Source organism: Streptomyces niveiscabiei (assembly GCF_033794345.1).
GTDB classification, from domain to species: Bacteria; Actinomycetota; Actinomycetes; order Streptomycetales; family Streptomycetaceae; genus Streptomyces; species Streptomyces niveiscabiei.
The window spans coordinates 115,654-140,223 of the sequence record NZ_JARAYJ010000003.1 but is presented as its reverse complement, the minus strand read 5'-3'; the positions used below and the strand labels follow the sequence as shown (position 1 = coordinate 140,223).

At 72.6% G+C, this 24,570-nt stretch carries 20 protein-coding genes; 3 read left to right on the top strand and 17 right to left on the bottom strand.

Features of this window, described 5'->3' with window-relative positions:
• Positions 1 to 32 precede the first annotated feature (32 nt).
• The 7 genes from PV682_RS05040 to PV682_RS05010 all read right to left on the bottom strand — a co-directional run bounded on the left by PV682_RS05040 (position 33) and on the right by PV682_RS05010 (position 8,199).
• On the bottom strand, positions 33 to 866 hold the full coding sequence (locus PV682_RS05040) for a sugar phosphate isomerase/epimerase family protein (protein ID WP_319724448.1): 834 nt from the start codon (positions 864 to 866) through the stop codon (positions 33 to 35).
• 21 nt (positions 867 to 887) lie between these two features.
• Positions 888 to 2,180 (bottom strand): UbiA family prenyltransferase, encoded by a 1,293-nt coding sequence (locus tag PV682_RS05035; protein WP_319724446.1) that lies wholly within the window; start codon positions 2,178 to 2,180, stop codon positions 888 to 890.
• Positions 2,181 to 2,399: 219 nt separating this feature from the next.
• The gene (locus PV682_RS05030; RefSeq protein ID WP_319724850.1) at positions 2,400 to 3,812 is read right to left on the bottom strand and encodes a phytoene desaturase family protein; all 1,413 of its coding nucleotides are present in this window, start codon (positions 3,810 to 3,812) and stop codon (positions 2,400 to 2,402) included.
• Between the two features lie 88 nt (positions 3,813 to 3,900).
• The gene (locus PV682_RS05025; RefSeq protein ID WP_319724444.1) at positions 3,901 to 4,746 is read right to left on the bottom strand and encodes an inositol monophosphatase family protein; all 846 of its coding nucleotides are present in this window, start codon (positions 4,744 to 4,746) and stop codon (positions 3,901 to 3,903) included.
• An 87-nt stretch (positions 4,747 to 4,833) separates the two neighbouring features.
• A complete protein-coding gene (locus tag PV682_RS05020; RefSeq protein ID WP_319724442.1) occupies positions 4,834 to 6,609 on the bottom strand; it encodes a gamma-glutamyltransferase family protein in 1,776 nt (591 codons plus the stop codon).
• Between the two features lie 101 nt (positions 6,610 to 6,710).
• Positions 6,711 to 7,031 (bottom strand): SCO4225 family membrane protein, encoded by a 321-nt coding sequence (locus PV682_RS05015; RefSeq protein ID WP_319724441.1) that lies wholly within the window; start codon positions 7,029 to 7,031, stop codon positions 6,711 to 6,713.
• Positions 7,032 to 7,113: 82 nt separating this feature from the next.
• Positions 7,114 to 8,199 carry a sensor histidine kinase gene (locus PV682_RS05010; RefSeq protein ID WP_319724439.1) on the bottom strand — a complete coding sequence of 362 codons (1,086 nt, stop codon included), beginning with the start codon at positions 8,197 to 8,199 and terminating at the stop codon, positions 7,114 to 7,116.
• A 166-nt stretch (positions 8,200 to 8,365) separates the two neighbouring features.
• On the opposite strand from PV682_RS05010, the gene PV682_RS05005 reads away from it, so the two are divergent.
• Entirely contained in the window at positions 8,366 to 9,394 is a 1,029-nt protein-coding gene (locus PV682_RS05005) for a carboxymuconolactone decarboxylase family protein (protein ID WP_319724437.1), read from the top strand.
• A 153-nt stretch (positions 9,395 to 9,547) separates the two neighbouring features.
• Positions 9,548 to 10,219 carry a hypothetical protein gene (locus PV682_RS05000; protein WP_319724435.1) on the top strand — a complete coding sequence of 224 codons (672 nt, stop codon included), beginning with the start codon at positions 9,548 to 9,550 and terminating at the stop codon, positions 10,217 to 10,219.
• Positions 10,220 to 10,306: 87 nt separating this feature from the next.
• On the opposite strand, the gene PV682_RS04995 is transcribed toward PV682_RS05000, so the two are convergent.
• From PV682_RS04995 to PV682_RS04955, 9 genes are all read right to left on the bottom strand, one after another.
• Complete coding sequence (locus PV682_RS04995; RefSeq protein ID WP_319724433.1) at positions 10,307 to 11,842, bottom strand: NCS1 family nucleobase:cation symporter-1; 1,536 nt, start codon at positions 11,840 to 11,842, stop codon at positions 10,307 to 10,309.
• Between the two features lie 163 nt (positions 11,843 to 12,005).
• Positions 12,006 to 13,028, bottom strand: coding sequence for a TIGR03842 family LLM class F420-dependent oxidoreductase (locus PV682_RS04990; RefSeq protein WP_319724431.1), 1,023 nt, complete (start codon positions 13,026 to 13,028; stop codon positions 12,006 to 12,008).
• Positions 13,029 to 13,040: 12 nt separating this feature from the next.
• The gene (gene hydA, locus PV682_RS04985) at positions 13,041 to 14,444 is read right to left on the bottom strand and encodes a dihydropyrimidinase (RefSeq protein WP_319724429.1); all 1,404 of its coding nucleotides are present in this window, start codon (positions 14,442 to 14,444) and stop codon (positions 13,041 to 13,043) included.
• An 89-nt stretch (positions 14,445 to 14,533) separates the two neighbouring features.
• The gene (locus PV682_RS04980) at positions 14,534 to 15,376 is read right to left on the bottom strand and encodes a nitrilase-related carbon-nitrogen hydrolase (RefSeq protein WP_319724427.1); all 843 of its coding nucleotides are present in this window, start codon (positions 15,374 to 15,376) and stop codon (positions 14,534 to 14,536) included.
• Between the two features lie 155 nt (positions 15,377 to 15,531).
• Positions 15,532 to 17,064, bottom strand: coding sequence for a PucR family transcriptional regulator (locus PV682_RS04975; RefSeq protein ID WP_319724425.1), 1,533 nt, complete (start codon positions 17,062 to 17,064; stop codon positions 15,532 to 15,534).
• 15 nt (positions 17,065 to 17,079) lie between these two features.
• On the bottom strand, positions 17,080 to 18,330 hold the full coding sequence (locus PV682_RS04970; protein WP_407705609.1) for an aspartate aminotransferase family protein: 1,251 nt from the start codon (positions 18,328 to 18,330) through the stop codon (positions 17,080 to 17,082).
• Between the two features lie 29 nt (positions 18,331 to 18,359).
• Positions 18,360 to 19,202, bottom strand: coding sequence for a nitrilase-related carbon-nitrogen hydrolase (locus PV682_RS04965; protein ID WP_319724422.1), 843 nt, complete (start codon positions 19,200 to 19,202; stop codon positions 18,360 to 18,362).
• 492 nt (positions 19,203 to 19,694) lie between these two features.
• Entirely contained in the window at positions 19,695 to 21,398 is a 1,704-nt protein-coding gene (locus tag PV682_RS04960; protein ID WP_319724420.1) for a hypothetical protein, read from the bottom strand.
• A 194-nt stretch (positions 21,399 to 21,592) separates the two neighbouring features.
• The gene (locus tag PV682_RS04955) at positions 21,593 to 21,847 is read right to left on the bottom strand and encodes a helix-turn-helix domain-containing protein (RefSeq protein ID WP_319724418.1); all 255 of its coding nucleotides are present in this window, start codon (positions 21,845 to 21,847) and stop codon (positions 21,593 to 21,595) included.
• A 32-nt stretch (positions 21,848 to 21,879) separates the two neighbouring features.
• On the opposite strand from PV682_RS04955, the gene map reads away from it, so the two are divergent.
• Positions 21,880 to 22,653, top strand: a complete 774-nt coding sequence (gene map / locus PV682_RS04950; RefSeq protein ID WP_319724416.1) for a type I methionyl aminopeptidase — start codon at positions 21,880 to 21,882, stop codon at positions 22,651 to 22,653.
• 92 nt (positions 22,654 to 22,745) lie between these two features.
• Here map and ggt read toward each other — a convergent pair whose 3' ends face one another.
• Positions 22,746 to 24,566, bottom strand: a complete 1,821-nt coding sequence (ggt, locus tag PV682_RS04945) for a gamma-glutamyltransferase (protein WP_319724413.1) — start codon at positions 24,564 to 24,566, stop codon at positions 22,746 to 22,748.
• Positions 24,567 to 24,570: the final 4 nt, after the last annotated feature.

The window sequence follows — 24,570 nt, the reverse complement described above, 5'->3', positions numbered from 1 at the left end:
GTGGCGGAGAACGGGGAAACAGGGGTGAGCGGTTACTGTGCCGCGCGCAGGAACTCCAGCGAGCGGCGGGCGAGTTCGGGGGCGTCGAGCGCGCCGCCCTGGATCTCGACGGACACGAGACCGGTGTGCCCGAGGTCGCGCAGCGCGGCCAGCACGGGCGGGAAGTCGATCTCGCCGGTGCCGAGTTCGAGGTGCTGGTGGATGCCGCGCCGCATGTCCTCGATCTGTACGTTCAGCAGCCGGGGCGCCGCGAGCCGTACGCAGTCCAGCAGGGGGAGGTCCTCGACGCAGTGCGCGTGCCCGATGTCGAGGGTGATGCCGAACAGCTCGTGTCCGCCGGTGAGTTCGGCGACGCGCAGACAGCGTTCGACGGTGTCGGCGAACATGTACGGCTCGGGTTCGAAGGCGAGGGAGACGCCGTAGAACTCGGCGGTCTCCAGCACCCGTCCGACCCCGTCGGCGAGCCTCTTGAACGCGTCGGCCTCGGGGACGCCGTCGGGGGCGGGGCCGCTGCACAAGTGGACGGTGGGCGAGCCGAGTTCATCCGCGATGCGCACGGCCCGGCGCAGCAGTTCGACGCGCTGGTCGACGCCGTCGCCCATCAGCGTGGGCTGGTGCTTGCCGTAGGGGTCGAGGAGGTAGGGGGCACCTGTCTCTACGGTCACGCTCAGCCCGTACCGGTCCAACTTCCGGCGTACGTCGGCTACTCGGCGGGGCAGGTCGTCGGCGTACGGGTCGAGGTGGACGTGGTCGAGGGTGAGCGCCACGCCGTCGTAACCGAGGTCGGCGAGGACACCGAGGACGTGGTCGAGCCGGTGGTGCGTGAATCCGTTGGTGCCGTAGCCGAACCTGAGGGGGGAGGCCATGCCTGGTTCCTCACACGGGAGTTAGGTGGGGGAGATCCGCCGGGCCAGTCGGCGGGCGAGGGGGTGTACGGCGCCGAGCAGCGCCGCCGCGACGGGAGCACCGGCGCGCGCCGTGAGCGCGGCCTGCAAGGGGACGAGCGCGGTGATCCCGGCCCCGACCGCGCCCCGTACGTTCTCCCCCGAGGGCGCCCGCACGGCCTTGACCTGCGCGAGCCCGTAGGAGCCGAGGTAGGCGAGGGCCGCGGCACCGGCGATCAGGGCGGTGGCGGCGGTACGGGGGTCCTGGGGGCGCGTTCCGCGGAGTGCGGCGGCGAGGACGGTGGCGCGGGCGGCGGTCGCCGTCCCGGAGGCCGGGGCGCTCGCGCCGCCTGCTGCCGACGCCATGGAGGCCAGAGCGCTCGCCCTTCCTGCCGACGCCGTGGAGGCCAGGGCACTCGCCCTTCCTGCTGCCGACACGGAAGCCAGGGCACTCGCGCCGCCCGCTGCCGACGCCACGGAGGCCAGGGCGCTCCCCCTGCCTGCCGGCGCCCCCGCGGACCTCACGCCCGACCGGGCCGGCCCGGCGATCGGCTGCCTCGCGAAGCGGCTGGCCGGCCGGCTCGCCGTACCGCCCGCTCCGGCGACCGTGGGTGGCACGGCGCGCGCGGCCGGCCTCGCCGCTCCGCCCGCGATGCCCCTCAGCGCCGTACCGCCGTCCGCGTCGGCCGCCGTGCCGGATCCCCTCAGCCCCCGTACCAGCGGCCCCGCCGCCGTCGCGAGCGCGGTCGCCGTGGAGGCGGCCAGCGTCCGGGCCGGGACGCCCGCGGGGGCGCCCGCTATCTCGTGGCGGCTCAGGGCGGTGAGGGTGTACGTGTGGGCGGCCATCAGGGCGGCCGGGAGGGTGCCCCGGCGCAGGGCGCTCGCGGCGGCGCCGGGCGGGGCGACCGCGAGGGCGCCGATGAGGACGTCGGCGGCGCGGGCGCCGGCCATCACGGCGGGGCCCGCCGGGGTGGACTTGAGGCCGAGGTCGTAGGACCAGACCAGGGCCGTGAGGGGGAGCGCGCCCAGGAGCCCCCGGCGGCCTCCGGTCGCCGCGGCGAGGCCGAGGCTCGCGGCGGTCAGGCCGGTCGCGACGGCGAGGGCCGTGCGGCGGGGCACGCGTCCCGAGGGGACGGGCCGGTCGGGGCGCTCGACGGCGTCGACCGTGGCGTCCGCGTAGTCGTTGAGCGCCATGCCCGCCCAGTACATGCAGACGGAGGAGGCGGTGGCCCCTAGGACGCGCGGGTGCCAGGGGGTACGGGCCGCCGCCGCTCCGGCGAGCACATCGCCCGGCACGCTCAGAGCCGCGGGTGCCCTGACGAGCCGTAGTAAATCCGAAGTGCGCCGGTCATAGGGGGACTTGGAGCGGAATGTAAATTTCCGATCATCCATGCACGCACCTTACTCACAGTATTTTCACTTTCAAAGGTATCCGGATGTACGTGGAGCAGTGGTGAAGGCAACACGGGAAAGGCTTTGCGGAGTCCGGGGAGTTGAGGGTATGGGCACGTGAACTCACCTTTGTGCGCGCAGTCTTCGCCATACGGCCTTCGCCGCGTTGTGTCCGGACATGCCGTGCACCCCGGGCCCCGGCGGGGTCGCCGAGGAGCAGATGAAGATCGCCGGGTGCCTGGTGGTGTACGGCGACAGCGACAGCTTGGGACGGAGCATCACCTGGAGCCCGGAGAACGCTCCGGTGCCGATGTCGCCGCCCACGTAGTTGGCGTTGCGGACGGCGAGCTGGGGCGGCCCGAAGGTCGCGCGCGCGAGGACCCGGTCCCTGAACCCCGGTGCGAAGCGCTCCAGTTGACGTTCGATCGGCTCCGTGAGGTCGCCGGTCCAGCCGCTCGGGACATGGCCGTACGCCCAGAAGACCTGCTTGCCCTCGGGCGCGCGCGTGGGGTCGACGATGCTCGGCTGGACGGTGATCATGAACGGGCGGTCGGGGGCGCGGTTCTCCCGGGACGCGGCCTTCAGCGCGGCGCCGATCTCCGCGCTGTCCGCGCCGATCTGCACGGTCGTCGCCGATCGGGGCGCCTCGGCGGTCCACGGGACCGGGCCGTCGAGCGCGTAGTCGACCTTGAACACGCCCGCGCCGTACCGGTAGTTGTCGTAGTAGCCGCCGAGGCCCGCGATGCGCGCGAGGGCGGTCGGGGAGGTGTCGAACACGTACGCCCGCGCGGGCGGGAGGTCGTCGAGGCGCTTGACCTCGTAGTCCGTGTGGATCTCGCCGCCGAGGTCCTTGAGGTAGCCGGCCAGCGCGTCGGAGATCGCCTGGGAGCCGCCGCGGGCCACCGGCCAGCCCCGCGCGTGCGCGGCGAGCGTGAAGACGAGGCCGATCGCGCCGGTCGCGAGGCCGGTGAGGGGCGCCATGACGTGGGCGACGAGGCCCGCGAACACCGTCTTCGCGGGCTCGTCCCGGAAGCGGCGGGTCAGCCACGTCGACGGGGGCAGGCCCGCGAGGCCGAAGCGGGCCAGGGTGACCGGGTCGCGGGGCAGCGCGGTCAGGGGCAGCGACATGAAGTCCCGTACGAGGGTGTCCCAGTGCGGCAGGAACGGCTCGACCAGGCGGCGGTAGGCGCCCGCGTCGCGCGGGCCGAAGGACGCGGCCGTCTCGGCGACGGAACGCGCCAGCACGGCCGCGCTGCCGTCCGGGAACGGGTGGGCCATCGGCAGCTCCGAGTGCAGCCACTGGAGGCCGTACCGATCGAGGGGCAGCGCCCGGAAGGCCGGTGAGTTGATCCCGAGGGGGTGCGCCGCCGAGCAGGGGTCGTGCAGGAACCCCGGCAGCGTCAGCTCCTCGGTGCGCGCGCCCCCGCCGACGGTCTCCTTCGCCTCGAACAACGCCACGGAGAACCCCCGGCGCGCCAACTCCACGGCGGCGGTCAGTCCGTTCGGCCCCGCCCCCACCACCACCGCATCGAACACCGCCGCCACTTCGGACCCCTTCGTCAGCCGTCCGGCCACCTGGGGCCAGGATATGCCGGGGGTCCGACAACGGGTCCGGGGCGTCGGCTCACTCCCCTGCGGCGAGCGTCCTGATGACCGTCCGCGCGGTCTCGGCGTCCCGCGCCGTCGTGAACGGCAGGGCGTTGCCCCCGGTGATGCGGAACGGCTCTCCGGTGAGCGTCAGGTGCGCGCCCCCGGCCTCCTCAACCAGCAGAATCCCGGCGGCGTGGTCCCAGGCGGCCTCCCAGGAGAAGGCCGTCGCGTCGGACTCGCCCCGGGCGATGGCGAGGTACTCCAGTCCGGCGGCGCCGCACGCGCGCGGGGCGATGCCGTCGGTCCAGAGGTGGCGCAGGACGGCCTTCTGGTCGTCGTCCGTGTAGTCGGGGTGGGAGCAGGCGACACGGAGGTCGGCGCCGGGGGCGGGGCGGCCGGCGTGCAGGCGCTCGCCGTCCAGGTACGCGCCGCCGCCGCGCACGGCCGTCGCGAGCTGGTCGCGGGCGGGCGCGTACGTCCAGGAGGCGAGGAGGACGCCGCGCCGGGCGAGCGCGACCAGCGTGCAGAAGCCGTCCTCGCCGCGCACGAACGGGCGGGTGCCGTCGACGGGGTCGACGATCCACACGGGGGCGTCGCCCCGTATCGCCCCGTACACCGACGGGTCCGCGTGGACCGCCTCCTCGCCCACGACGACCGAGCCGGGCAGGAGCCTGCCGAGGACGTCGGTGAGGTACTTCTCGGCGAGCCGGTCCGCGTCGGTCACCAGGTCGTGCGGGCCCGCCTTCTCGTCCACGTCGCCCGCGCCGAGCCGCCGGAAGCGCGGCATGATCTCGGTCGCGGCGGCCGTCCGGACCGCTTCCTCCACGTCGGCCGCACGCCGGGCGAGAAACTCCTCGATGGTTTCCTTGTCTTCGATCATGTCTCCATGAGAGCACGCCCCACTGACAATCCCCGCCCGCCCGATGCACTCCGGGTGGAATCGGGATGAAAGGCCGGTTCCCGCCGGTCAGCGGCCGACGGCGTACCCCTGCATCCCGCGCGGGTTCGCGGCGGCGGACAGCACGCCGGTCCCCGGGTCGCGCGCGACCGCGCACAGCCGCCCCTCCGACCAGGGGCCGCCCACGGTCACGTCGTGCCCGCGCCGCCGCAGTTCCTCGACGACCCCGGCGGGCGTGCGCTCCTCCACGGTGACGCTGCCGGGGTTCGTCCCGCGCGGGTAGAACGAGCTGGGGAAGGAGTCGTTGTGCCAGTTCGGCGCGTCGATCGCCCCCTGGAGGTCGAGTCCGCCCCGCGCGGGCGCGCGCAGGGCGACGGCGAGGAAGAAGTGCACCTGCCACTGGTCCTGCTGGTCGCCGCCGGGCGTGCCGAACGCCAGCACGGGCACGCCGTCGCGCAGCGCGAGGGACGGCGACAGCGTCGTACGGGGCCGTCGTCCGGGCGTCAGGGAGTCCGCGAGGCCCTCCTCCAGGCGCGTCATCTGCAACCGCGTGCCCAGCGGGAAGCCGAGTTCCGGCACGACCGGGTTGGACTGGAGCCAGCCGCCGCTGGGCGTGGCCGCGATCATGTTGCCCCACCGGTCGACGATGTCCAGGTGGCAGGTGTCGCCCCGGGTCGTGCCGTCGGTGGCGACGGTGGGCTCCCCCACGCCGGGCGCCGCGGAATCGGCGTCCACGCGCGCGTGCGCGCCGATGCGGGGCTCGCGTCCCCCGGGCGCGCCGGGCCGCAGCTCGTACGACGCCTTGTCGCCGATCAGTTCGCGCCGTCCGGCGTTGTACGCCGGCGACAGCAGGTCGGCGAGGGGCACCTCGCGCGCGTCGCCGTACCAGGCCTCGCGGTCGGCCATCGCGAGCTTGCAGCCCTCGATCAGCAGGTGGACGTAGTCGGCGCTCCCGTAGGGCGGCAGCTGCGGCGGGAGCAGGGCGAGTTGCTGGAGGAAGGCGGGGCCCTGGCTCCAGGGGCCCGGCTTGCAGACGGTCCAGCCGTTCCAGTCGTACGTCGCGGGCGCCTCGTAGGCCGCGGACCAGCCGGCGAGGTCGGCGGCCGTGAGGGTGCCGGTGTGGCGTTGGCCGGTGGCGTCGAGGGTGGGGCGCGCGGACTGCCGTACCAGCGCCTCGGCGATGAACCCGGTACGCCACACGTCCCGCGCGGCGTCGATCTGCGCCGCGCGGTCGGACGTGCCGGACACCTCGTCCAGGAGGCGGCGCCAGGTCGCGGCGAGGGCGGGGTTGCGCAGGAGGGCGCCGGGGCGGGGCGGGCGGCCGTCCGGGAGGTAGACCCGTGCGGAGGACGTCCACTCGGTCTCGAAGAGGCTCCGTACGGTCTCCACGGTCGTGCGGACGTTCTCCACGGGCGCGTGCCCGTGCTCCGCGTAGCCGATGGCGTACTTCAGGACGTCCGTGAGGCGTTTGGTGCCGTGGTCGCGCAGGAGGAGCAGCCACGCGTCGAACGCGCCCGGCACGGCCGCCGCGAGGGGCCCTGTGCCGGGTACGAGGTCGAGGCCGAGCGCCCGGTAGTGCGCGATCGTCGCGCCCCGGGGGGCGACGCTCTGGCCGCACAGGACGCGCACCTCGCCGCCCGCGGGCGCCAGCAGGATCGGGACCTCTCCGGCGGGCCCGTTGAGGTGCGGTTCGACGACGTGCAGCACGAACGCGCCCGCCACCGCCGCGTCGTACGCGTTGCCGCCGTCCTCCAGGACCGCCATCGCCGACTGGGAGGCGAGCCAGTGCGTCGACGACACCATGCCGAAGGTGCCCTGGAGCGTCGGCCGGGTGGTGAACTCCATCTCGCACCTCACTGGGTTCGCGCGCCGCACGGATGCCGGGCGGCCGTAGATCGTTGCTACGACCATCAGACTGCCCCGCCCGCGCGGGCGCACACCAGCCGCTACCGCTCGGTCAGCGCCGCACCCATCCCGCGCCCGCGCGTAGCGGCCCGGTAGAGCGCCCCGAGGACCCCGGCCTGCACCACGGCCCCGACCACGACCCCCGCCGTCACCAGCGGCTCCGGCAGCATCAGGAAGATCCACGACACGGGCCCGGTGACCACGAACGCCCACACCCCGGCCATGCTCGCGTCCTCGTGCGCGACGAACAGCGTGTCCACGGCGATCCACCCCAGCACGGCGACCACCAGCGCGAGATACCCCAGCGCGGCCGGATTCACGAACCACTGCCGGACCTTGTCCACGACCTGCGAGCGAACCATGACACGTCTCCCCGAAGCTTTTCCGACCGTCCCTTGCCTCCAGCTTCCCGGAAGCGGCGCGCGGGCGCCTGAGTACGGATACTCAGCCTCCGTCCCCCAACGGCAGCTCGGCCCGTACCGAGAACCCGCCCTCCGCGCGCGGCGCCGCGTCGAGGGTGCCGCACAGGGCCGTGACCCGCTCCCGCATCCCCGTGAGTCCCGTACCCGGACGCGACGGGCGCGACGGATGTGCCAAGCCGTCGTCGTCCACACGTATCACCAGCGCCCGCTCCCCGTAGTCCAGCCGTACCTGGACCGTCGCCCCGCCCGCGTGGCGTGCGGCGTTGGTGAGGGCCTCCTGGACGATGCGGCAGGCGGCGCGTTCGACGGGGACGGCGAGGGCGCGCTCCTCGCCGGTGACCGTGAGGCGCGCGGAGAGCCCGGCCTCGCGGGCGCGTTCGACGAGGAGGGCCGGGGTGGCGGTGGGCGCGTCGGTGCGCAGGACGCCGAGGGTGGCGCGCAGTTCGCGCAGGGCCTCGCCGCTGGCCTCCTGGATGGCGACGAGGGCGGGCGGGACCTCTTCGCCGCGCTTGCGCGCGAGGTGCGCGGCGACGCCCGCCTGGAGCCTGACGACGGAGACGCTGTGGGTCAGCGCGTCGTGCAGCTCGCGCGCGATGCGCAGCCGTTCCTCGCCGGCCCGGCGCAACGCGGCTTCCTCGCGGGTGCGTTCGGCGTCCAGCGCGCGCTGCTCGGTCTGGCGCAGGTACGCCCGCCGGTTGCGGTCGGCGAGCCCGCTGACGGCCGCGCACAGCACCCACCCGGCGAGCAGGACGGCAGCGGCGGGCCGGTGGAGCGCGTACCCGGCGAGGAACACCGCGCCCGCCCCGAGCGCGAGCCCTCGGTGCCCCACGCGCGCGGCGGTGTGCACGGCGCCGACGACGGGCAGCGCGGCCCAGGGCCCGGGGTCGGCGCGCAGGACGTACGCCGTGCCGGTCACGGTCGCGACGGCGAGGGCCGCGCGCGGGGCGCGCCGGTGGACGGTGAGGGCGAGCGGCCCGGCGAGGATCAGCGGGAGGTCGGCGGGGCGCGTGTCCGCGTCGAGGGCGGCGGCGGTCACCACGATCGCGCCGATCACGGCCGCGAGTGCCGCGTCGGCGAGCCGCGTCCGCACGTCCGTTCGCCCGTCCATGCCCGCACCCTAGACGCCGCCACCGACATCGGCGTCAGACCTGTGGACGGCTCGCGCACTACTCCCGTCGCAGTAGTCGGGCCGCGCGGCACCTGCTGGAGGCGTGCGCCACAACCGCTGCACCGGGACGACGCTTTCGCGCGCCCCCGCCGCCAGGCTGGCGTCCATGTCCACTCCCTTCCGCCACACCGCTCCCCCGTCGCCGAGAGAGGCCGAGGGCCGGGTCGCCGAGGTGTACGCGCAGCTCGCGCGCGACGCCGGGACCGCCGCCCCGCCCACCTTCGTGGTCCTGTCGTCGGCGCCCGAACTCATGGTCCCCGTCTGGGCGTTGCTGCGGGAGTCGCTGATCGCGGGCCCGGGCGACCGCACCGGCAAGGAGGTCGCCGCGTACGGTGTGTCGCTCGCGAACAGGTGCCCGTTCTGCGTGTCCGCGCGCACGGTCCTGCTGCACGCGACGGGTGACCACGCCCTGGCCGAACGCCTCGCGCGGGGTGAACGTCCACAGAGCGAGCCGCACGCGCGCGTGCTCGACTGGGCGGCCCGCACGCGCGTGCCGGGCGCGGACCTCGGACCGCTGCCCTTCGCGCGCGAGGATCTCCCCGGCTACCTCGGCACCGCCCTGGCCTTCCACTTCGTGAACCGTCTCGTCTCGGCGCTGCTCACCGAGAACCTCCTCCCGGCGGGCGCCGAGCGCCTGCGCCCGGTGCGCTCCCTCACGGGCCGCTCGATGTCCCGCGCGGTCCGCCGTACGGCCGTCCCCGGTGCCTCCCTGCCGCTCCTGGAGACACCCGGCGAGACACCCGGAGAGGCGCCCGGCGAGGGCCCCGTGTGGGCGGCGGGGACGGCGGTGGGTCCGGCGTACGACGCGCTGCGCACGGCCGCGTCGGCGGGCGCCGTACTCCTCGGGGAGGACGAGCTGCGCCTCGTACGGGAGGGGGTCGCGGCCTGGGACGGCGCGCATCCCCCCGTCATACTCCGGGGCTACCCGCACCGGCGCGAGCTGCCCGGCGCGCGCCTCGCGCTGCTGGCCGCGCGGGCGCCGTACCGGATCACCGGCGAGGACGTCGCGGCCTGGCGGCAGGAGGGCCGTACGGACGGGGACCTGGTGCGTCTCGTGGCGTACGGGGCGTTCCTCGCGGTGGAGCGGATCGAGTCCGCCCTGCACTTTTCACCGCACCCCGCGCGGCACATTTAGGGACGTTCGCCTCGTCAACGCGGAGCCGCTGTCACCACTCAGGTACGCAGCGAGTTCGCGCTTCCGCACCACTGTCAGTCGTGTGACACTGGCGTCCCGTCGTCCGCGGTGCGGACTGGTCTCCGTGCCCTCCCCCACAAAAGAAGTGCGCCTGTGCGTTCTCTTCCTCTGCCGCTCGCCCTCGCGGCGCGGCTGTCCCCGGTGGTCGTGCTCGCCTGCGCGGGCTGGGCCCTGTCGTCCTCACCCGCCTCCCCCGAGGACGCGGCGGCCCAGGGCGACGGCACCCGGCAGACCCGGTCGGAGACGGACGGCGCGCCGTCCTCCCCGGCCGCGACGAAGGCGTACGCCGCCGCGCCCGCGCCGTGCGGCAGCGTCTCCGCGAAGACGCTCACCTCGCTGGTGCCGGGCGCGAAGACGGCGGGCAAGGAGATCCCGTCCACGGACACGAAGGTCCGCCGGACCTGTTCCTGGAACGCGCTCAAGGGGTTCGACTACCGCTGGCTGGACGTGTCCTTCGAGATCATGGACACCGAGGACGCGGCTCTCAAGTCGTACAAGGCGCGGGTCGGCGAGAAGAGCGGCGGCGGGCCGGTGCCGGGGCTCGGCCAGGAGGCGTACTCCGTCGTCAACCTCACGACCGAGGACAAGCAGCAGACCCGGGAGGGCGTCGTGTTCGCCCGGGTGTCCAACGCGATCGTCATCGTGACGTACAACGGCAGCGACTTCGAGACGAGGAAGGCGCCGGACACGAGCACGATCAACACGGGGGCGATCAAGGCGGCGAAGGAGGCGATGGGGGCGTTGCAGGGGGGTACTACGGGGTGACGAGGAGTACGGCGGGATGACAAGGGGGGTACGGCGGGGTGACAAGGGGGGTACGGCGGGGTGAGGGGTATCACCCCGCTCGCGGCCTCAGGCGTCCGCCTTGTCCCTCTCGTCCTTCCCGCGTAGCACCATCAACCCCAGGTACACCACCATCGACGTCCCCAGGCCCACCGCCCAGCCGTAGTCCGCGAGGGACTTCAGCGCCGGGATCGGGCGGCCGTCGATGATCGGCTTGAAGCTCGCGCCGCCCACCGCGAGGACGCCGCCGGCGAGGAACGCGACGACGGCACGCCAGTTCCAGCCGTTCTCGTACCAGTAGCGGCCACCTGTGCGGTACAGGTCGACGAGGTCGAGCTTGCCGCGCCGCAGGATCCAGTAGTCGGCGATGAGGATGCCGGCGACGGTGCCGAGGAGGCCGCCGACGAGACCGAGCCAGGTGAAGATGTAGCCCTGCGGGTCGGAGTACAGCTTCCAGGGGAAGATCAGCACGCCGAGGACGCAGGTCGCGAGCGCGCCGGTGCGGAAACTGATCTTCCTGGGCGCGATGTTGGAGAAGTCGAAGGCCGGGGAGACCAGGTTCGCGGCGATGTTGACGGAGAGCGTCGCGACGAGGACCGTCACCAGCGCGAACAGCAGTCCGAAGACGTTGTCGGTCTTCGCGGCGAGCTGGACCGGGTCCCAGATCGTCTCGCCGTAGACGGCCTGCGAGCCTGAGGTGACCATCACGGACAGCAGCGCGAACAGCGTCATCGTGGTCGGCAGGCCGAGCGCCTGCCCCCAGGTCTGCGCCTTCTGGGACTTGCCGTAGCGGGTGAAGTCGGGGATGTTCAGCGACAGTGTCGACCAGAAGCCGATCATGCCCATCAGGGAGGGCCAGAACAGCTTCCAGAAGTCGCCGCCCCAGCCGAGTTTGGACGGCTGGTCGAGCAACGGGCCGAATCCTCCTGCCTTGTTGCTCATCCAGATCAGCATGACGACCGCGCCGACGAGGACGAACGGCGCCGCCCAGTTCTCGAACCGGCGGATCGTCTCCATCCCCCGGTAGATGATGGCGACTTGGATCGCCCAGAAGATCGCGAACGACAGCCACATCGTCCACGCGTACCCGCCGACCTTCCCGGCGTCGCTCCACCCGGAGCCGATCAGCTTCCCGGCGAGGAAGTAGATCGCCTCCCCGCCGATCCAGGTCTGGATCCCGAACCAGCCGCACGCCACCAACGCCCGTACGACAGCGGGGAGGTTGGCGCCCCGGATACCGAACGAGGCGCGCGCGAACACGGGGAACGGGATGCCGTACTTGGGCCCGGCGTGCCCGGTCAGCAGCATCGGCACCAGCACGATGACGTTGGCCAGCGCGATGGTGAACACCGCCTGCTTCCAGTCCATGCCGACGGCGATGAGACCCGAAGCGAGCGTCCAGGACGCGGTGTTGTGGGCCATGCCGACCCACAGCGCGGAGAAGTTGTACGTCGTCCAGGTGCGCTTCTCGACCGGGACGGGGAGCAGGTCCTCGTTGGCGTAGGGGCCGCTGGGCTGCGGGGCGCCGGGGGCGATCTCCACCCGGCCGTCGGCGAGGGTGACTTGGGAGGGCGGAGGCGGCGCGGTGGACGCGGTGTCGGTCATGGGCTTGGCCAATCGGGGAGAGGGGAGGGGAGAGGCCGTGCGGGCGGATCCTCGGGGTGCGCGTGAGGGTGCGGGGGTGCGCGTGGGGAGTGCGCGTGGGGGTGCGCCCTGTCCCTCCCCCGGTGCGAGGCCGGGAGAGGGGAGACCAACTGGCCTGTGTCGCTCAGCCGTTGACGGCCGGGATCACCGTCGTGCCGTACGCGTCGATGACCGCTTCCTGCGCGTCGTGCATGTCGTAGACGGCGAACTGGTCGACGCCCAGGGCCCGTAGCGCGTTCAGCTTCTCGACGTGCTGTTCGGGAGTGCCGATGACGCAGAAGCGGTCGACGATCTCGTCCGGGACGAACTGGGTGTCGGGGTTGCCGCTGCGGCCGTGGTGCGAGTAGTCGTAGCCCTGGCGGGCCTTGATGTACTCGGTGAGTTCTTCCGGGATTTGGGAGGAGTGCTCGCCGTACTTGGAGACGAGGTCGGCGACGTGGTTGCCGACCATCCCGCCGAACCAGCGGCACTGTTCGCGCGCGTGGGCGAGGGCCTCGGGCGAGTCGTCGGCGGTGACGTACGCGGGTGCGGCGACGCAGATCTTGACGGCGTCGGGGTCGCGTCCGGCGGCGACGGCGGCGTCCTTGACGGCCTTCACCATGTACTCGGTGAGGTAGAGGTCGGCGAGCTGGAGGATGAACCCGTCGGCCTCCTCGCCGGTCATCTTGAGGGCCTTGGGCCCGTACGCGGCCATCCAGACCGGGAGCCTGGCGCCCTCCTTGATCCAGGGGAACTTGACGACGGTACCGCCGCCGAGGTCCGCCTCCTGGCCGGAGCCGAGCGCGCGGATGACCTTCATCGCGTCGCTGATCCGGGCCAGCGTGTTGGGAGTTCGCCCGGCGACGCGCATCGCGGAGTCGCCGCGCCCGATGCCGCAGACGGTGCGGTTGCCGAACATGTCGTTGAGGGTGGCGAAGGTGGAGGCGGTGACCTCCCAGGTGCGGGTGCCGGGGTTGGTGACCATCGGCCCGACCGTCAACGTCGAGGTCTGGGACAGGATCTGACTGTAGATCACGAACGGTTCCTGCCACAGCACGGCGGAGTCGAAGGTCCAGCCGTACGTGAAGCCGTTCTCCTCGGCCCGCTTCATCAGCTCGATGACGCGCGAGGCGGGCGGGTCGGTCTGGAGGACAAGTCCGAAGTCCATGGGCGCCACTCCCTAGATGAGGTACTGACAGGTGGAGCGCGGGGTGTAGACGCCGTGTCCGGCGCGTCCGGTGAACTCCCGCTCGGTGATGACGAGTTCGCCGCGCGAGAGCACGGTCTCGACGCGTCCGGTGAGCCGCTTGCCCTCGTACGCCGAGTAGTCGACGTTCATGTGGTGGGTCTCGGCGGAGACGATCTGCTCGGCGTGCGGGTCGTAGATGACGACGTCGGCGTCGGCGCCGGGGGCGATGGTGCCCTTCTTCGGGTAGAGGCCGAACATGCGGGCCGGGGTGGCACAGGCGATCTCGATCCAGCGGCGGCGCGAGATGTGTCCGTCCACAACTGCCTGGTGCAGCAGGTCCATTCGGTTCTCGACGCCCGGGAGGCCGTTGGGGATCTTCGAGAAGTCCCCGCGCCCCAGCTCTTTCTGGCCGGCGAAGCAGAAGGGGCAGTGGTCGGTGGAGACGACCTGGAGGTCGTTGGTGCGCAGCCCCTGCCACAGCTTCGCCTGGTGCTCGCGGGGACGAAGTGGCGTGCTGCACACGTACTTCGCGCCTTCGAAGTCCGGTTCGGCGAGGTTGTCGGTCGACAGGAACAGGTACTGCGGGCAGGTCTCGCCGAAGACGTTGAGCCCTTCGTCGCGCGCCCGTGCCAGCTCGGCCACTGCCTCCATGGCCGAGACGTGCACGACGTACAGCGGGGCTCCGGCGACCTGCGCGAGCCTGATCGCGCGGTGGGTGGCCTCGGCTTCGAGGAGCGCCTTGCGGACCTCGCCGTGGTAGCGGGGGTCCGTCTCCCCGCGTTCCAGGGCCTGTTGGACGAGGACGTCGATGGCGATGCCGTTCTCGGCGTGCATCATGATCAGCCCGCCGTTCTCGGCGGAGCGCTGCATGGCGCGCAGGATCTGGCCGTCGTCGCTGTAGAAGACGCCGGGGTAGGCCATGAACTGCTTGAAGGAGGTGACGCCTTCCTCGACGAGGAGGTCCATCTCCTTGAGCGTCTCGTCGTGGACGTCGGAGACGATCATGTGGAAGGCGTAGTCGATCGCGCAGTTGCCCTCGGCCTTGGCGTGCCAGGCGTCGAGGCCCTCGCGCAGGGTGTGGCCGACGCTCTGCACGGCGAAGTCGACGATGGTCGTCGTACCGCCCCAGGCGGCGGCGCGGGTGCCGGTCTCGAAGGTGTCGGAGGCGAAGGTGCCGCCGAACGGCAGCTCCATGTGGGTGTGTGCGTCAACTCCCCCTGGGATGACGTACTTTCCGGTCGCGTCCAGGACCCGTTCGGCCGTCCACGCCTCGGCCGACGGGGTGCCGGTGGCGGCGAGGGCGGCGATCCGGCCGTCCTCGATCAGGACGTCGGCGTGGATCTCGTCGGACGCGGTGACGACGAGACCGCCGCGGATGACGGTACGACTGCTCATGTGCTCCCAACTCCAGTCTCACAAACGGTTTCCGGTCGTGTCGCGCGCGGGCCCGGCCCCCGTGGCACCGGGCCCGCGCGCGGCGCCGGTCAGGGAGCGGTCAGCGGGCCGTAGGCGTCGGTGCGGCGGTCGCGGTAGAACTGCCAGCGGTCGCGGACCTCGCGCAGTTTCGCCAAGTCGAGGTCGCGGACGACGAGTTCGGTCTCCTTGTCGCTCGCGACCTCGCCGACGAACTGGGCTTCCGGGTCCACGAAGTAGGAGGTGCCGTAGAAGTCGTTGTCGCCCAGCTCCTCGACGCCGACCCGGTTGATGGCGCCGATGAAGTACTCGTTGGCGACGGCCGCCGCCGGCTGCTCCAACTGCCAGAGGTAGGCGGAGAGTCCGCGCGAGGTCGCCGACGGGTTGAAGACGATCTCGGCGCCCGCGAGCCCCAACGCCCGCCAGCCTTCGGGGAAGTGGCGGTCGTAGCAGATGTAGACGCCGATCCTCCCGGCCTTCGTGTCGAAGACCGGCCAGCCCGCGTTGCCGGGACGGAAGTAGAACTTCTCCCAGAATCCCTTGACTTGGGGGATGTGGTGCTTGCGGTACTTGCCGAGGTAGGAGCCGTCCGCGTCGATGACGGCGGCGGTGTTGTAGAGGACGCCGGGCTGTTCCTCCTCGTACATGGGCAGCACGAGGACGATGCCGTGCTCCTCGGCGAGTGCCTGGAACCGCTGGACGATCGGCCCGTCGGGGATCTGCTCGGCGTACTCGTAGAACGCGGGGTCCTGCACCTGGCAGAAGTACGGCCCGTAGAACAGCTCCTGGAAGCACAGGACTTGGGCGCCCTGCGCGGCGGCGTCGCGCACCGCCTGCTCGTGCACCCGGATCATCGACTCCTTGTCGCCGGTCCAGGCGGTCTGGAAGATCGCGGCACGGATCACTCTGCTCATCGGGACCTCCGGTCGCTCGGTGTGCGAGGAGCCTAGGAAGCCCGGGAGCTCTGATTGAGGTGCAGCGTGTCACGTCTGCGGGCGTCTGGCGTGTCACCGTGTCACGCTCTCCTCGGCCCATGTTTCACCGCCGTTTTCGCAGGTCGTTCCGTGTTTCAGCGCTGTTGCGCGTCGTGCGCGAGGAGTGCGATGTGCACGGACGCCGCCTGTTCGAAGTCGTCCAGGTCGACGCCGAGGCGGATCTGTATCGCCTCCAGGCGGCGGTAGAGGGCGGGCCGGGAGACGTGGTGGAGCTGGGCGGTGCGCGACTTGTTGCGGCCGGTGGCGAGATAGGTGCGCAGCACGGCCAGCAGGTCGTCGTCGGTGGCGCCCAGCAGCCCGTCCAACTCCCGTTCCGCGAAGGCCTGTACGTGGGGGTCGTCGCGCAACAGCCGGATCAGTCCCCGCAGATGGACGTCGCGCAGGCGTACGACGCCGGGGAGGTCGAGGGCGTCGCCCGCGCCGTCGACGGCGTCGGCGACGTGCCGTGCCTCGCGCAGCCCCGCCGGGACGTCCTCCCAGCTGCCGCGCGGCCCGGCGGAGGCGACGACGGCCGCGCCGAGGCGGGCGGCGAAGTGCGCGGCGAGCGCGTCGGCGTCCTGGTCGCGGGCGAGGCTGAGCAGGACGGCGGTGAGCCCGCCGGCGAGTTCGGCGACGAGCCCGGGCAGCCCCAACAGCCGTAGCGTGCGCTCCAGTTCACCGGGGCCGCGGTCGCGCACGACGAGCGGGACGAAGGTCCGCCGGTTCACCGGCAGCCCGGCGGCCCGTGCCCTGGGCAGGAGCTGGCGGGCCGGTACGACGCCGGAGACGAGGTCGGTGAGCAGGCTCTGCGCGGACTGCTCCTCCCAGGTGGGGGCGGCGCCCAGCATGCGGTGCAGGACGAGGGCCTCGGCGGCCCGGTCGGCGAGGAGCCGTCCGCCCGCGGTGTCGCCCCGGTAGCCGCACAGCACGATCTGTCCCCAGCGTTCGCCCCGGCCGCCGAGTTCGGCGCGGATCCAGCCGTCGCCCTCCCGGCCGCCGGCCTGCCGGGCGATGCGTTCCCAGTCGCGCAACACGTCGTCCACGGCGGGGCGTTCACCGGCGGTGGCGAGGACGCGGTGGGCGAGGTTGGTGACGACGACGGGGCAGCCGCTGTGCTGGGCGACCTCGTCGAGGAGCCGTTGCAGCGGGGCGCCCGCGGTGATGAGGCCGGTCAGCGCGGTACGGACGGCCTCCGAGAGGCTGACGGCGGCGAACTTCCGCCGGACCAACCGGGATTGGACCTCTTCAGTCAACTCCGCGAAGGGGAAGGGCCGGTGGAGGACGACGAGGGGCAGGCCGCAGCGTTCGGCGGCCCTGCGCATCGCGTCCGGCGGGGTGGGGAAGGCGCGGCCGAGCCCGAGGACGACGGCCGCGGCCTCCGCGCGGTACAGGGAGTGGATGTACTCGGCCTGCGCGCTGTCGTCACCGGCGAGCAACACCCCGGTGGTGAGGACCATTTCGCCGCCGCTGAGCATCACGCCGACGTCGGGTGCCTCGGCGACGTGCACCCAGCGCACCGGCCGGTCGAGCTGTCCGGCGCCGGCCACCACCTCGGGCTCGCCGGCCAGCACCCGTTCCAGGGAGAGGACCTGACGGACCGACAGGGCTGGTTCCAAGGTGGTGGTCATGGCGTCGTTCCTTCGTTACCGCGTACTCCTGAGAGCGCTGTCGAGGATCGCGGCGCCTTCCTCGGCCTCCGCGACGGTCAGGGTGAGCGGCGGTGCGACGCGCAGCGCGCTGGTGGCGTGCCCGCCGCCCTTGCCGATGAGCAGTCCGCCCGCGCGGGCCGCCTCCAGGACGGCGGCGGCACGGTCCAAGTCGGCGTCGTCCGTGCCGGGTTTGACGAGTTCGACGCCGATCATCAGCCCCCGGCCGCGTACTTCACGGACGCCGGGGTCCAACGCGGCGGCGGCGCGCAGCCGTTCGAGGAGGAGGCCGCCGACGCGGCGGGCGTTGCCCTGGAGGTCGTGCTCCAGCAGGTAGGTGAGGTTGGCGAGCCCGGCGGCCATGGTGAGCTGGGTGCCGCCGAACGTCGAAATGCTGTTGGAGTCCAGGCAGTTCATGATCTCGGCGCGGGCGATGACTCCGCCGATCGACGTGCCGTTGCCGATGCCCTTGGCGAAGGTGACGATGTCCGGCGGCCCGCTGCGGGCGTGCGCCTGCCAGCCCCAGAAGTGGTCGCCGGTGCGGCCCCACCCGGTCTGCACCTCGTCGGCGATCCACAAAATACCGCGCTCGCGCAGGACTTCGCGGAACGCCGCGTACAGGCCGTCCGGCGGGGAGGTGAACCCGCCGACGCCCTGGATCGGTTCGGCGATCAGCGCGGCGGGCGGGCGGGTGTGGCCGAGGAGGTCCTTCAGGTCGTCGACGCAGGCCGCGGTGAACGCCTCGTCGTCCAGGTGCGCGTAGGGGCCCCGGGTGCGGACGCCGCCGTGCACGTACAGCGTCTGGAGCGGGGACAGGGAGGTCGGGGACCAGCCCTTGTTGCCGGTGATGCCGACCGTGCTGAACGAGCGGCCGTGGTAGCTGTTGCGCATCGCGAGCACGGTGTTGCTGCGCCGGTACGCCGTCGCGAGCAGCAGCGCGGTGTCGTTGGCCTCGGTGCCGGAGGTCGTGAAGAAGACACGGGCGTCCGGGATGCCCGACAACTGGCCGATGCGCTCGGCGAGTTCGACCATCGGGCGGTTCAGGTACAGGGTGGACGAGTGGATGATCCGCCCGGCCTGGTCGCTCACCGCCTTCGTCACCTCGGGCAGGGCGTGCGCGGTCATCGTGGTGAGGATGCCGCCGAAGAAGTCCAGGTACCTGGTGCCGTCGGCGCTCCACACGTACCGGCCCTCGCCGTGCGTGATCTCCAGCGGCTCCTCGTAGTACAGCGCGAGCCAGTCCGGCATGACGGCTCGGTGGCGGGCGTACAGGTCGCTCACGGCTTCACCAGTCCTTCGTAGGCGTCGGGACGGCGGTCGCGGTAGAAGGCCCACTGCTGCCGTACGTCCTCGATCAGGTCGAAGTCGAGGTCGCGGACGACGAGTTCCTCGTCCTTGTCGCTCGCGGTCCCTCCCACGAACTGTCCCCGCGGATCGACGAAGTAAGACGTCCCGTAGAAGTCGTTCTCGCCGTACTCCTCGCGGCCCACCCGGTTGATCGCCGCGACGAAGTACTCGTTCGCGACGGCCGCCGCCGGCTGCTCCAACTGCCAGAGGTACGCGGAGAGTCCGCGCGAGGTCGCCGACGGGTTGTAGACCAACTGGGCGCCGTTGAGGCCCAGTTGCCGCCAGCCCTCCGGGAAGTGGCGGTCGTAGCAGATGTATACGCCGACCTTTCCGACCGCCGTGTCGAAGACCGGCCAGCCCGCGTTGCCCGGCCGGAAGTAGTACTTCTCCCAGAACCCCTTGACCTGCGGGATGTGGTGCTTGCGGTACTTCCCGAGGTAGGTCCCGTCGGCGTCGATCACGGCGGCGGTGTTGTAGTAGAAACCGGTTCCTTCGACCTCGAACACCGGGACGACGATCACCATGCCCGTCTCGCGCGCCAGTTCCCGCATCCGGCTCACCGTCGGCCCGTCCGGCACCGGCTCGGCCCAGCGGTAGTGCTCCGGCTCCTGCACCTGGCAGAAGTACGGCGCGTTGAACACCTCCTGGAAGCCGATCACCCGCGCACCCTGCCGGGCCGCCTCGCGGGCGTACTCCTCGTGTTTCGCCACCATGGACTCCGTATCGCCGGTCCAGGTGGCCTGGACCAGTGCGGCACGTACGACATCGGCCATGAGCTGCTCCTTCGACGGGACGTCAGAGCCTCTACGCCCGTAGAAAGCGGGCCATAGAGGCACGAACGTAAGCCTCCGCGACGCCCTTGCCAAGACCACGGCCGTTAACCCGGGGAGTCGATCGCGTTTCACACTCCGGTGGGGGGTGGGGCGGGGCCGATCGGAGCAATGCGGGGCGGGGCGGCGGCTCGGGCGGGGGTACTACCCGGGTACGCCGGGCTCGCGACCGGCGCCGCCGGGCCGCTCCGGGGTACTACCCGGGTACACCGGGGCCGCGACCGGCGTCGCCTGCTCACTCCGGGGTATTACCCGGGTACGACCCGCTCGCGCCCTGCGCCGCCCGCTCACCCTGAGGTACTACCCGGGTACGACCCGCTCGCGTCCAGCACCGCTCCCTCACCCGGGAGTACTACACGGGTACACCCCCCCTCGCCCGGCACCGCCCGCTCCCCCCGAGGTACTACCCGGGTACACCCGAAGCCCCCCGCCCCCTCACGCCGTGAACCCCGCCACCCGCAGCGCGTGCACCACATCCCAGTACCGCTCCTCCGACACCCCCCGCGCGGCCTCCACCAGCAACGGCACCAGCGTCCGCGGATCCGGCGCGACGCTCCGCGCCGCCTCCTCCGGCGCCCGCACCCGCACGTACGCGTCGAGCAGCGCCCGCACCTCACGCCGCCGCCCGTCCCCGGCGAGCCCCAGCACAGCCTCGCCGATCTCCTCGGCGGGCCGCGCGACCCCTTGCCGCAGGATCTGCTCCCCGTCGCCGGCCCGCCCCGCACCAGTGAGCGCGTCCGCCGCCTCTACGAGGCGTTCGGCGGGCAGCGAGGCCGCCTCCCACAGCAGCGTCGACCAGTCGGCGCCCAGCCCGGCGCGCTGGAGCTCCCCGGCGACCAGCGGAATCCGTACGGCGGGCCAGGACGCCAGCTCGACCAGCAGCGCGTGCGCCTCCCCGCTGCGCCCCTCCCCCCGCAGGGCGACCAGTCGCCGTACGACCTCGGCGGTCTCCTGCCGGGCGGCGGCGTCCGGCGCGACGACGGGCTCCGTCCGCACCGGGGCTACGGTCTTACGCCCACCGGCCCCCGCGAACCGCGCCCCGCGCGGCCCCCTCCCCCCGTCCCCCTCGGGTACGACACCCACCGCCTCCTCCGGTACGACGACGGCGGCCCCCTCCTCCTCGACGACCCCGGCGAACCGCGCACTCCCCCGCCGCCGCTTGCGCTGCTTGGGCACGGCGGCCGGAGTCACCCCGGGCACCTCTCCGGCGCCGCCGCGCCCGCCCCGCACCCCCGCGTCACCGCTCCCGCCCTCGCCCGGCACGGACCCGACCGCACCACCCACCGCACCCTCCCCACCACCCGAGCCCCGCCCGTCCCCCGGCGACGCGCCTTCCGCCTCACCGGAGCCCCTCCCGACTCCCCGCGCCCCACCTTCAACGCCACCCGCCGCCCACTCGCTCCTCCCCGCCCCGCCTCCAGCGCCACCCACCGCCCACCCGCCCCCTCGCGCCCCACCTCCACCATCACCAGACGCCCACCCGCCCCCCACCGGACCCCCCGCACGCCCACCGGACTCAGCCTCCGCCCCCTCGGACTCCCCTTCGCTCCCCCCGAACCCCCGAAGCCGCCCTTTCACGTCCCGCCCCAACGTCCCCGCCCGCCGGGCGCCCGCCTCGGGGAACCCGCCCCCCAGCCGGTCCAACTCCGCCATCCTGGCCCGTAGTTCGGCGCAGCGCGCGGTCGCCCGCTCGTGGTCGTCATGGGCCCAGGCCAGGTCCAGCCGGATCCCGTCGGCCTGTTCCCGCGTCACGGCGGCGGACAGCTGCCGCCCCAACTCCGCCTGCCGCTCGACGGCGTACCGCTGCTCGCGGAGCATGACGTCGAGCCGGTCACCGAGGGCGTCGCGGGCGCCGGGCCGGGAGTCGTGGGCGCGCAGGGCGGCGGCGTGCAGGGCGCGGACCTGCCGCGCCTCCCGTTCGGCGACGGCCGGGCCGTATGCGGATGCCAGGTCCTGGAGGAGCGCCTCCACGACGTCCCAGGGCGGCATCTCGGTCCCGTCGAGACAGGCCCGCATACCGTCGGGGTCGCGCTGCCAGAACACGGCGCACCAGCCGCCGCCCTGGTCGAGGCGCCCCAGAAGAGCGTCGAGGCAGCTCACGAACTCCCGCACCTGCGCCGGGAGTTGTTCCACAGTCATCTCCGAACTCCCGCCAGCCCGCTCCACTCGGACTGGCCAGAAAACACCAGCCGTGTTACAGCGCGGCTACGACCAGTTTGCGAAGGGGCCGCGAAGACAACATGGCGAGATCTTGACGGTCCCGTCGGCGGGAGTTCACCCAAGGGGCTTATGCGCAAAGGGAGTTCGCGGAAAGGGCGCTCGCGCGGAGCGCCTCAGACCACCCCCGCCAGAACGCATCGCGCCGCCAACTCGTCCATGGACAGCCCGAGTACGCCGACCAGCGCGGCGACCGTGAAGAACGCGGGCGTCGGCGCTCTGCCCGTCTCGATCTTGCGCAGCGTCTCCGCCGAGATCCCGGCCCGCGCCGCGACCTCCGCCATGCTCCGCTCGCCACGGGCCTCGCGCAGCAACCGGCCGAGCCGCTCGCCGCGTTCACGTTCTTCTGGGGTCAAGGGGGTGCGCACCATGCCCCCATTCTAATACCGGTATAGTAATTGGCATGGTGGAGCTGAAGACAGACACGTCGATCGACGAGATGCACCGGGCCGGCCAGGTCGTCGCCCGCGCCCTCACTGCCGTACGGGAAGCCGCTGACGTGGGCGTTTCCCTGCTGGAGCTGGACGAGGTGGCGCGCGGGGTGCTGCGGGACGCGGGCGCGGACTCGCCGTTCCTCGGCTACCGCCCGTCCTTCGCGCCGACGCCGTTCCCGGCCGTCATCTGCGCCTCGGTGAACGACTCGATCGTGCACGGCATCCCGACCCGCCAGAAGCTGCGCGACGGCGATCTGGTCTCCATCGACTGCGGAGCCCAACTCGACGGCTGGGCGGGCGATTCGGCGATCAGCTTCACCGTCGGCACCCCGCGCCCGGACGACGTCCGCCTGATCGAGACGGCCGAACGCGCCCTGGCCGCCGGGATCGCCGCCGCGACGGTCGGCAACCGCATCGGCGACATCGCGCACGCGATCGGCCAGGTCTGCCGGGACGGCGGCTACGGCATCCCGCAGGGCTTCGGCGGCCACGGCATCGGCCGCCGGATGCACGAGGACCCGCCGGTCCCCAACGAGGGCCGCCCCCACCGGGGCATGCTGCTGCGCCGGGGCATGGCCCTGGCGATCGAGCCGATGCTCATCGCGAGCGGTCGCGACGGCTACCACGAGGCGCCCGACGGGTGGACGCTGCGCACGAACGACGGTTCCCGCGCGGCGCACGTCGAGCACTCGGTCGCGATCACGGACGACGGCCCGCGCATCCTGACGGCCCGGGACCACTGAACGACGGTCCCACGCATGAGCCGGTGAACGACGGGCGGCCCACCCGGAGTTGGGTGAGCCGCCCGTCGCCTTCCGCGTTCCGTACGCCGTCTCTAGCGCGCCGGATACACCACCTGCGCCGACCCGCCACCGCGCCGTACGGTCTCGGCGGCGGCCACCCACTTCCCACCGGGCAGCCGCTGTACGGCAGTTGCGGCGCCGATCTCGGGGTTGAGCCGGAACCCATGCCCGATCGCCTCCAGCCGGGTCCTCAACTCACCGTTGTAGAGCGCCGGTTCGAGTTCGGTGGTCGTCTGGTTGCGCTGGCTGGCGCGCGGCGCGGCGATCGCGTCGACCAACGGCAGCTTCCGGTCCACGAATTCGGTCAGCACCTGGAGGACGGTCGTGATGATGGTCGCCCCGCCGGGCGAACCGAGCGCCACCACCGGCTTGTTGGCCTTGTCGAGCACGATGGTCGGCGAGATCGACGACCGGGGACGCTTGCCGGGGCCGGGCAGGTTCGGGTCGTGCACCGCGGGGCTGGCGGGCGCGAACGAGAAGTCCGTCAGCTCGTTGTTGAGGATGAATCCCCGGCCGGGGACGGTGATCGCGCTGCCGCCGGTCTGCTCGATGGTGAGCGTGTAGGCGACGACGTTGCCCCACTTGTCGGCGACCGTGAGGTGCGTGGTGCTGTCGCCCTCGTACGTCGTCGGCGCCGGCGTCCCGCTCGCGTCGCAGGCCGCCGGGTTGCGCGGGTCGCCGGGGGCGACGGGGCTGGTGAGGACGGCGTCGTCCTTGATGAGGCAGGCCCGCGAGTCGGCGTACCTCTGCGAGAGGAGTTCCTTCGTGGGGACGTTCTCGAAGGCCGGGTCGCCGACCCAGCGGCCCCGGTCGGCGAACGCGATCCGGCTGGCCTCGATGTAGCGGTGCAGGTACTGGACCTCGGTGGCCTTCGAAAGGTCCGTCTTCTCCAGGATGTTGAGGGCCTCGCCGACGGTCGTGCCGCCGGAGGAGGACGGCGCGATCGAGTAGACGCCGAGTCCTCGGTACGAAGTCTTCGTGGGCGCCTGGAACTTGGCGCGGTAGGCGGCGAGGTCGGCGGCGGAGAGCTTGCCCGGCCGGGCGTTCCACCCCGAACCCGGGTCCACCGGCGGTTTGTTGACCGTCTTGACGATGTCCTTGCCGATGTCGCCCCGGTAGACCGCGGAGACGCCCTTCCTGCCCAACTCCGCGTACGTACGGGCGAGGTCGGGGTTCTTGAGGGTCGAACCGACCACCGGGAGCTGGCCGTTCGGCAGGAACAGCTTCGCCGTGTCGGGGAAGTAGCGGAACCGGGTCTCGTTGGCGGCGGTCTGCGAGCGGAACGTGTCGTCGACGGTGAACCCGTCACGGGCGAGCCGCTCGGCCGGCTTCAGCACCGAACTCAGGCTCTTCGTCCCCCACTTGGCGAGGGCGCTCGCCCAGGTGGCGGGGGTGCCGGGGGTGCCGACGCTGAGGCCGCTGCTGACGGCGTCGGCGAAGGCGAGGGGCTGCCCGTTCTCGGTGAACAGATTCGCGTCGGCGCTCAGCGGGGCCGTCTCGCGGCCGTCGATCGTGCGCACAGTACGGGACTTGGCGTCGTAGTAGACGAAGTAGCCGCCTCCTCCGACGCCCGCCGAGTAGGGCTCGGTGACGCCGAGCGCGGCGGCGGTCGCGACGGCCGCGTCGACCGCGTTGCCGCCCTTGCGCAGCACCTCGATGCCGGCGGCGGAGGCGTCCGCGTCGACGCTGGAGACGGCGCCGCCGTACCCGACGGCGACGGGAACCTTCTCAACCGCCTTCTTCGGTAGGGATGTCGACGAGGCGGTCGGTGGCGCGGCGGCACCCACCGAGACCACGGCGGCAGAGACCGCCAGGACCGTCAGTTTCCGTGCCACAGGGCGACGCAGGGCCATCCGC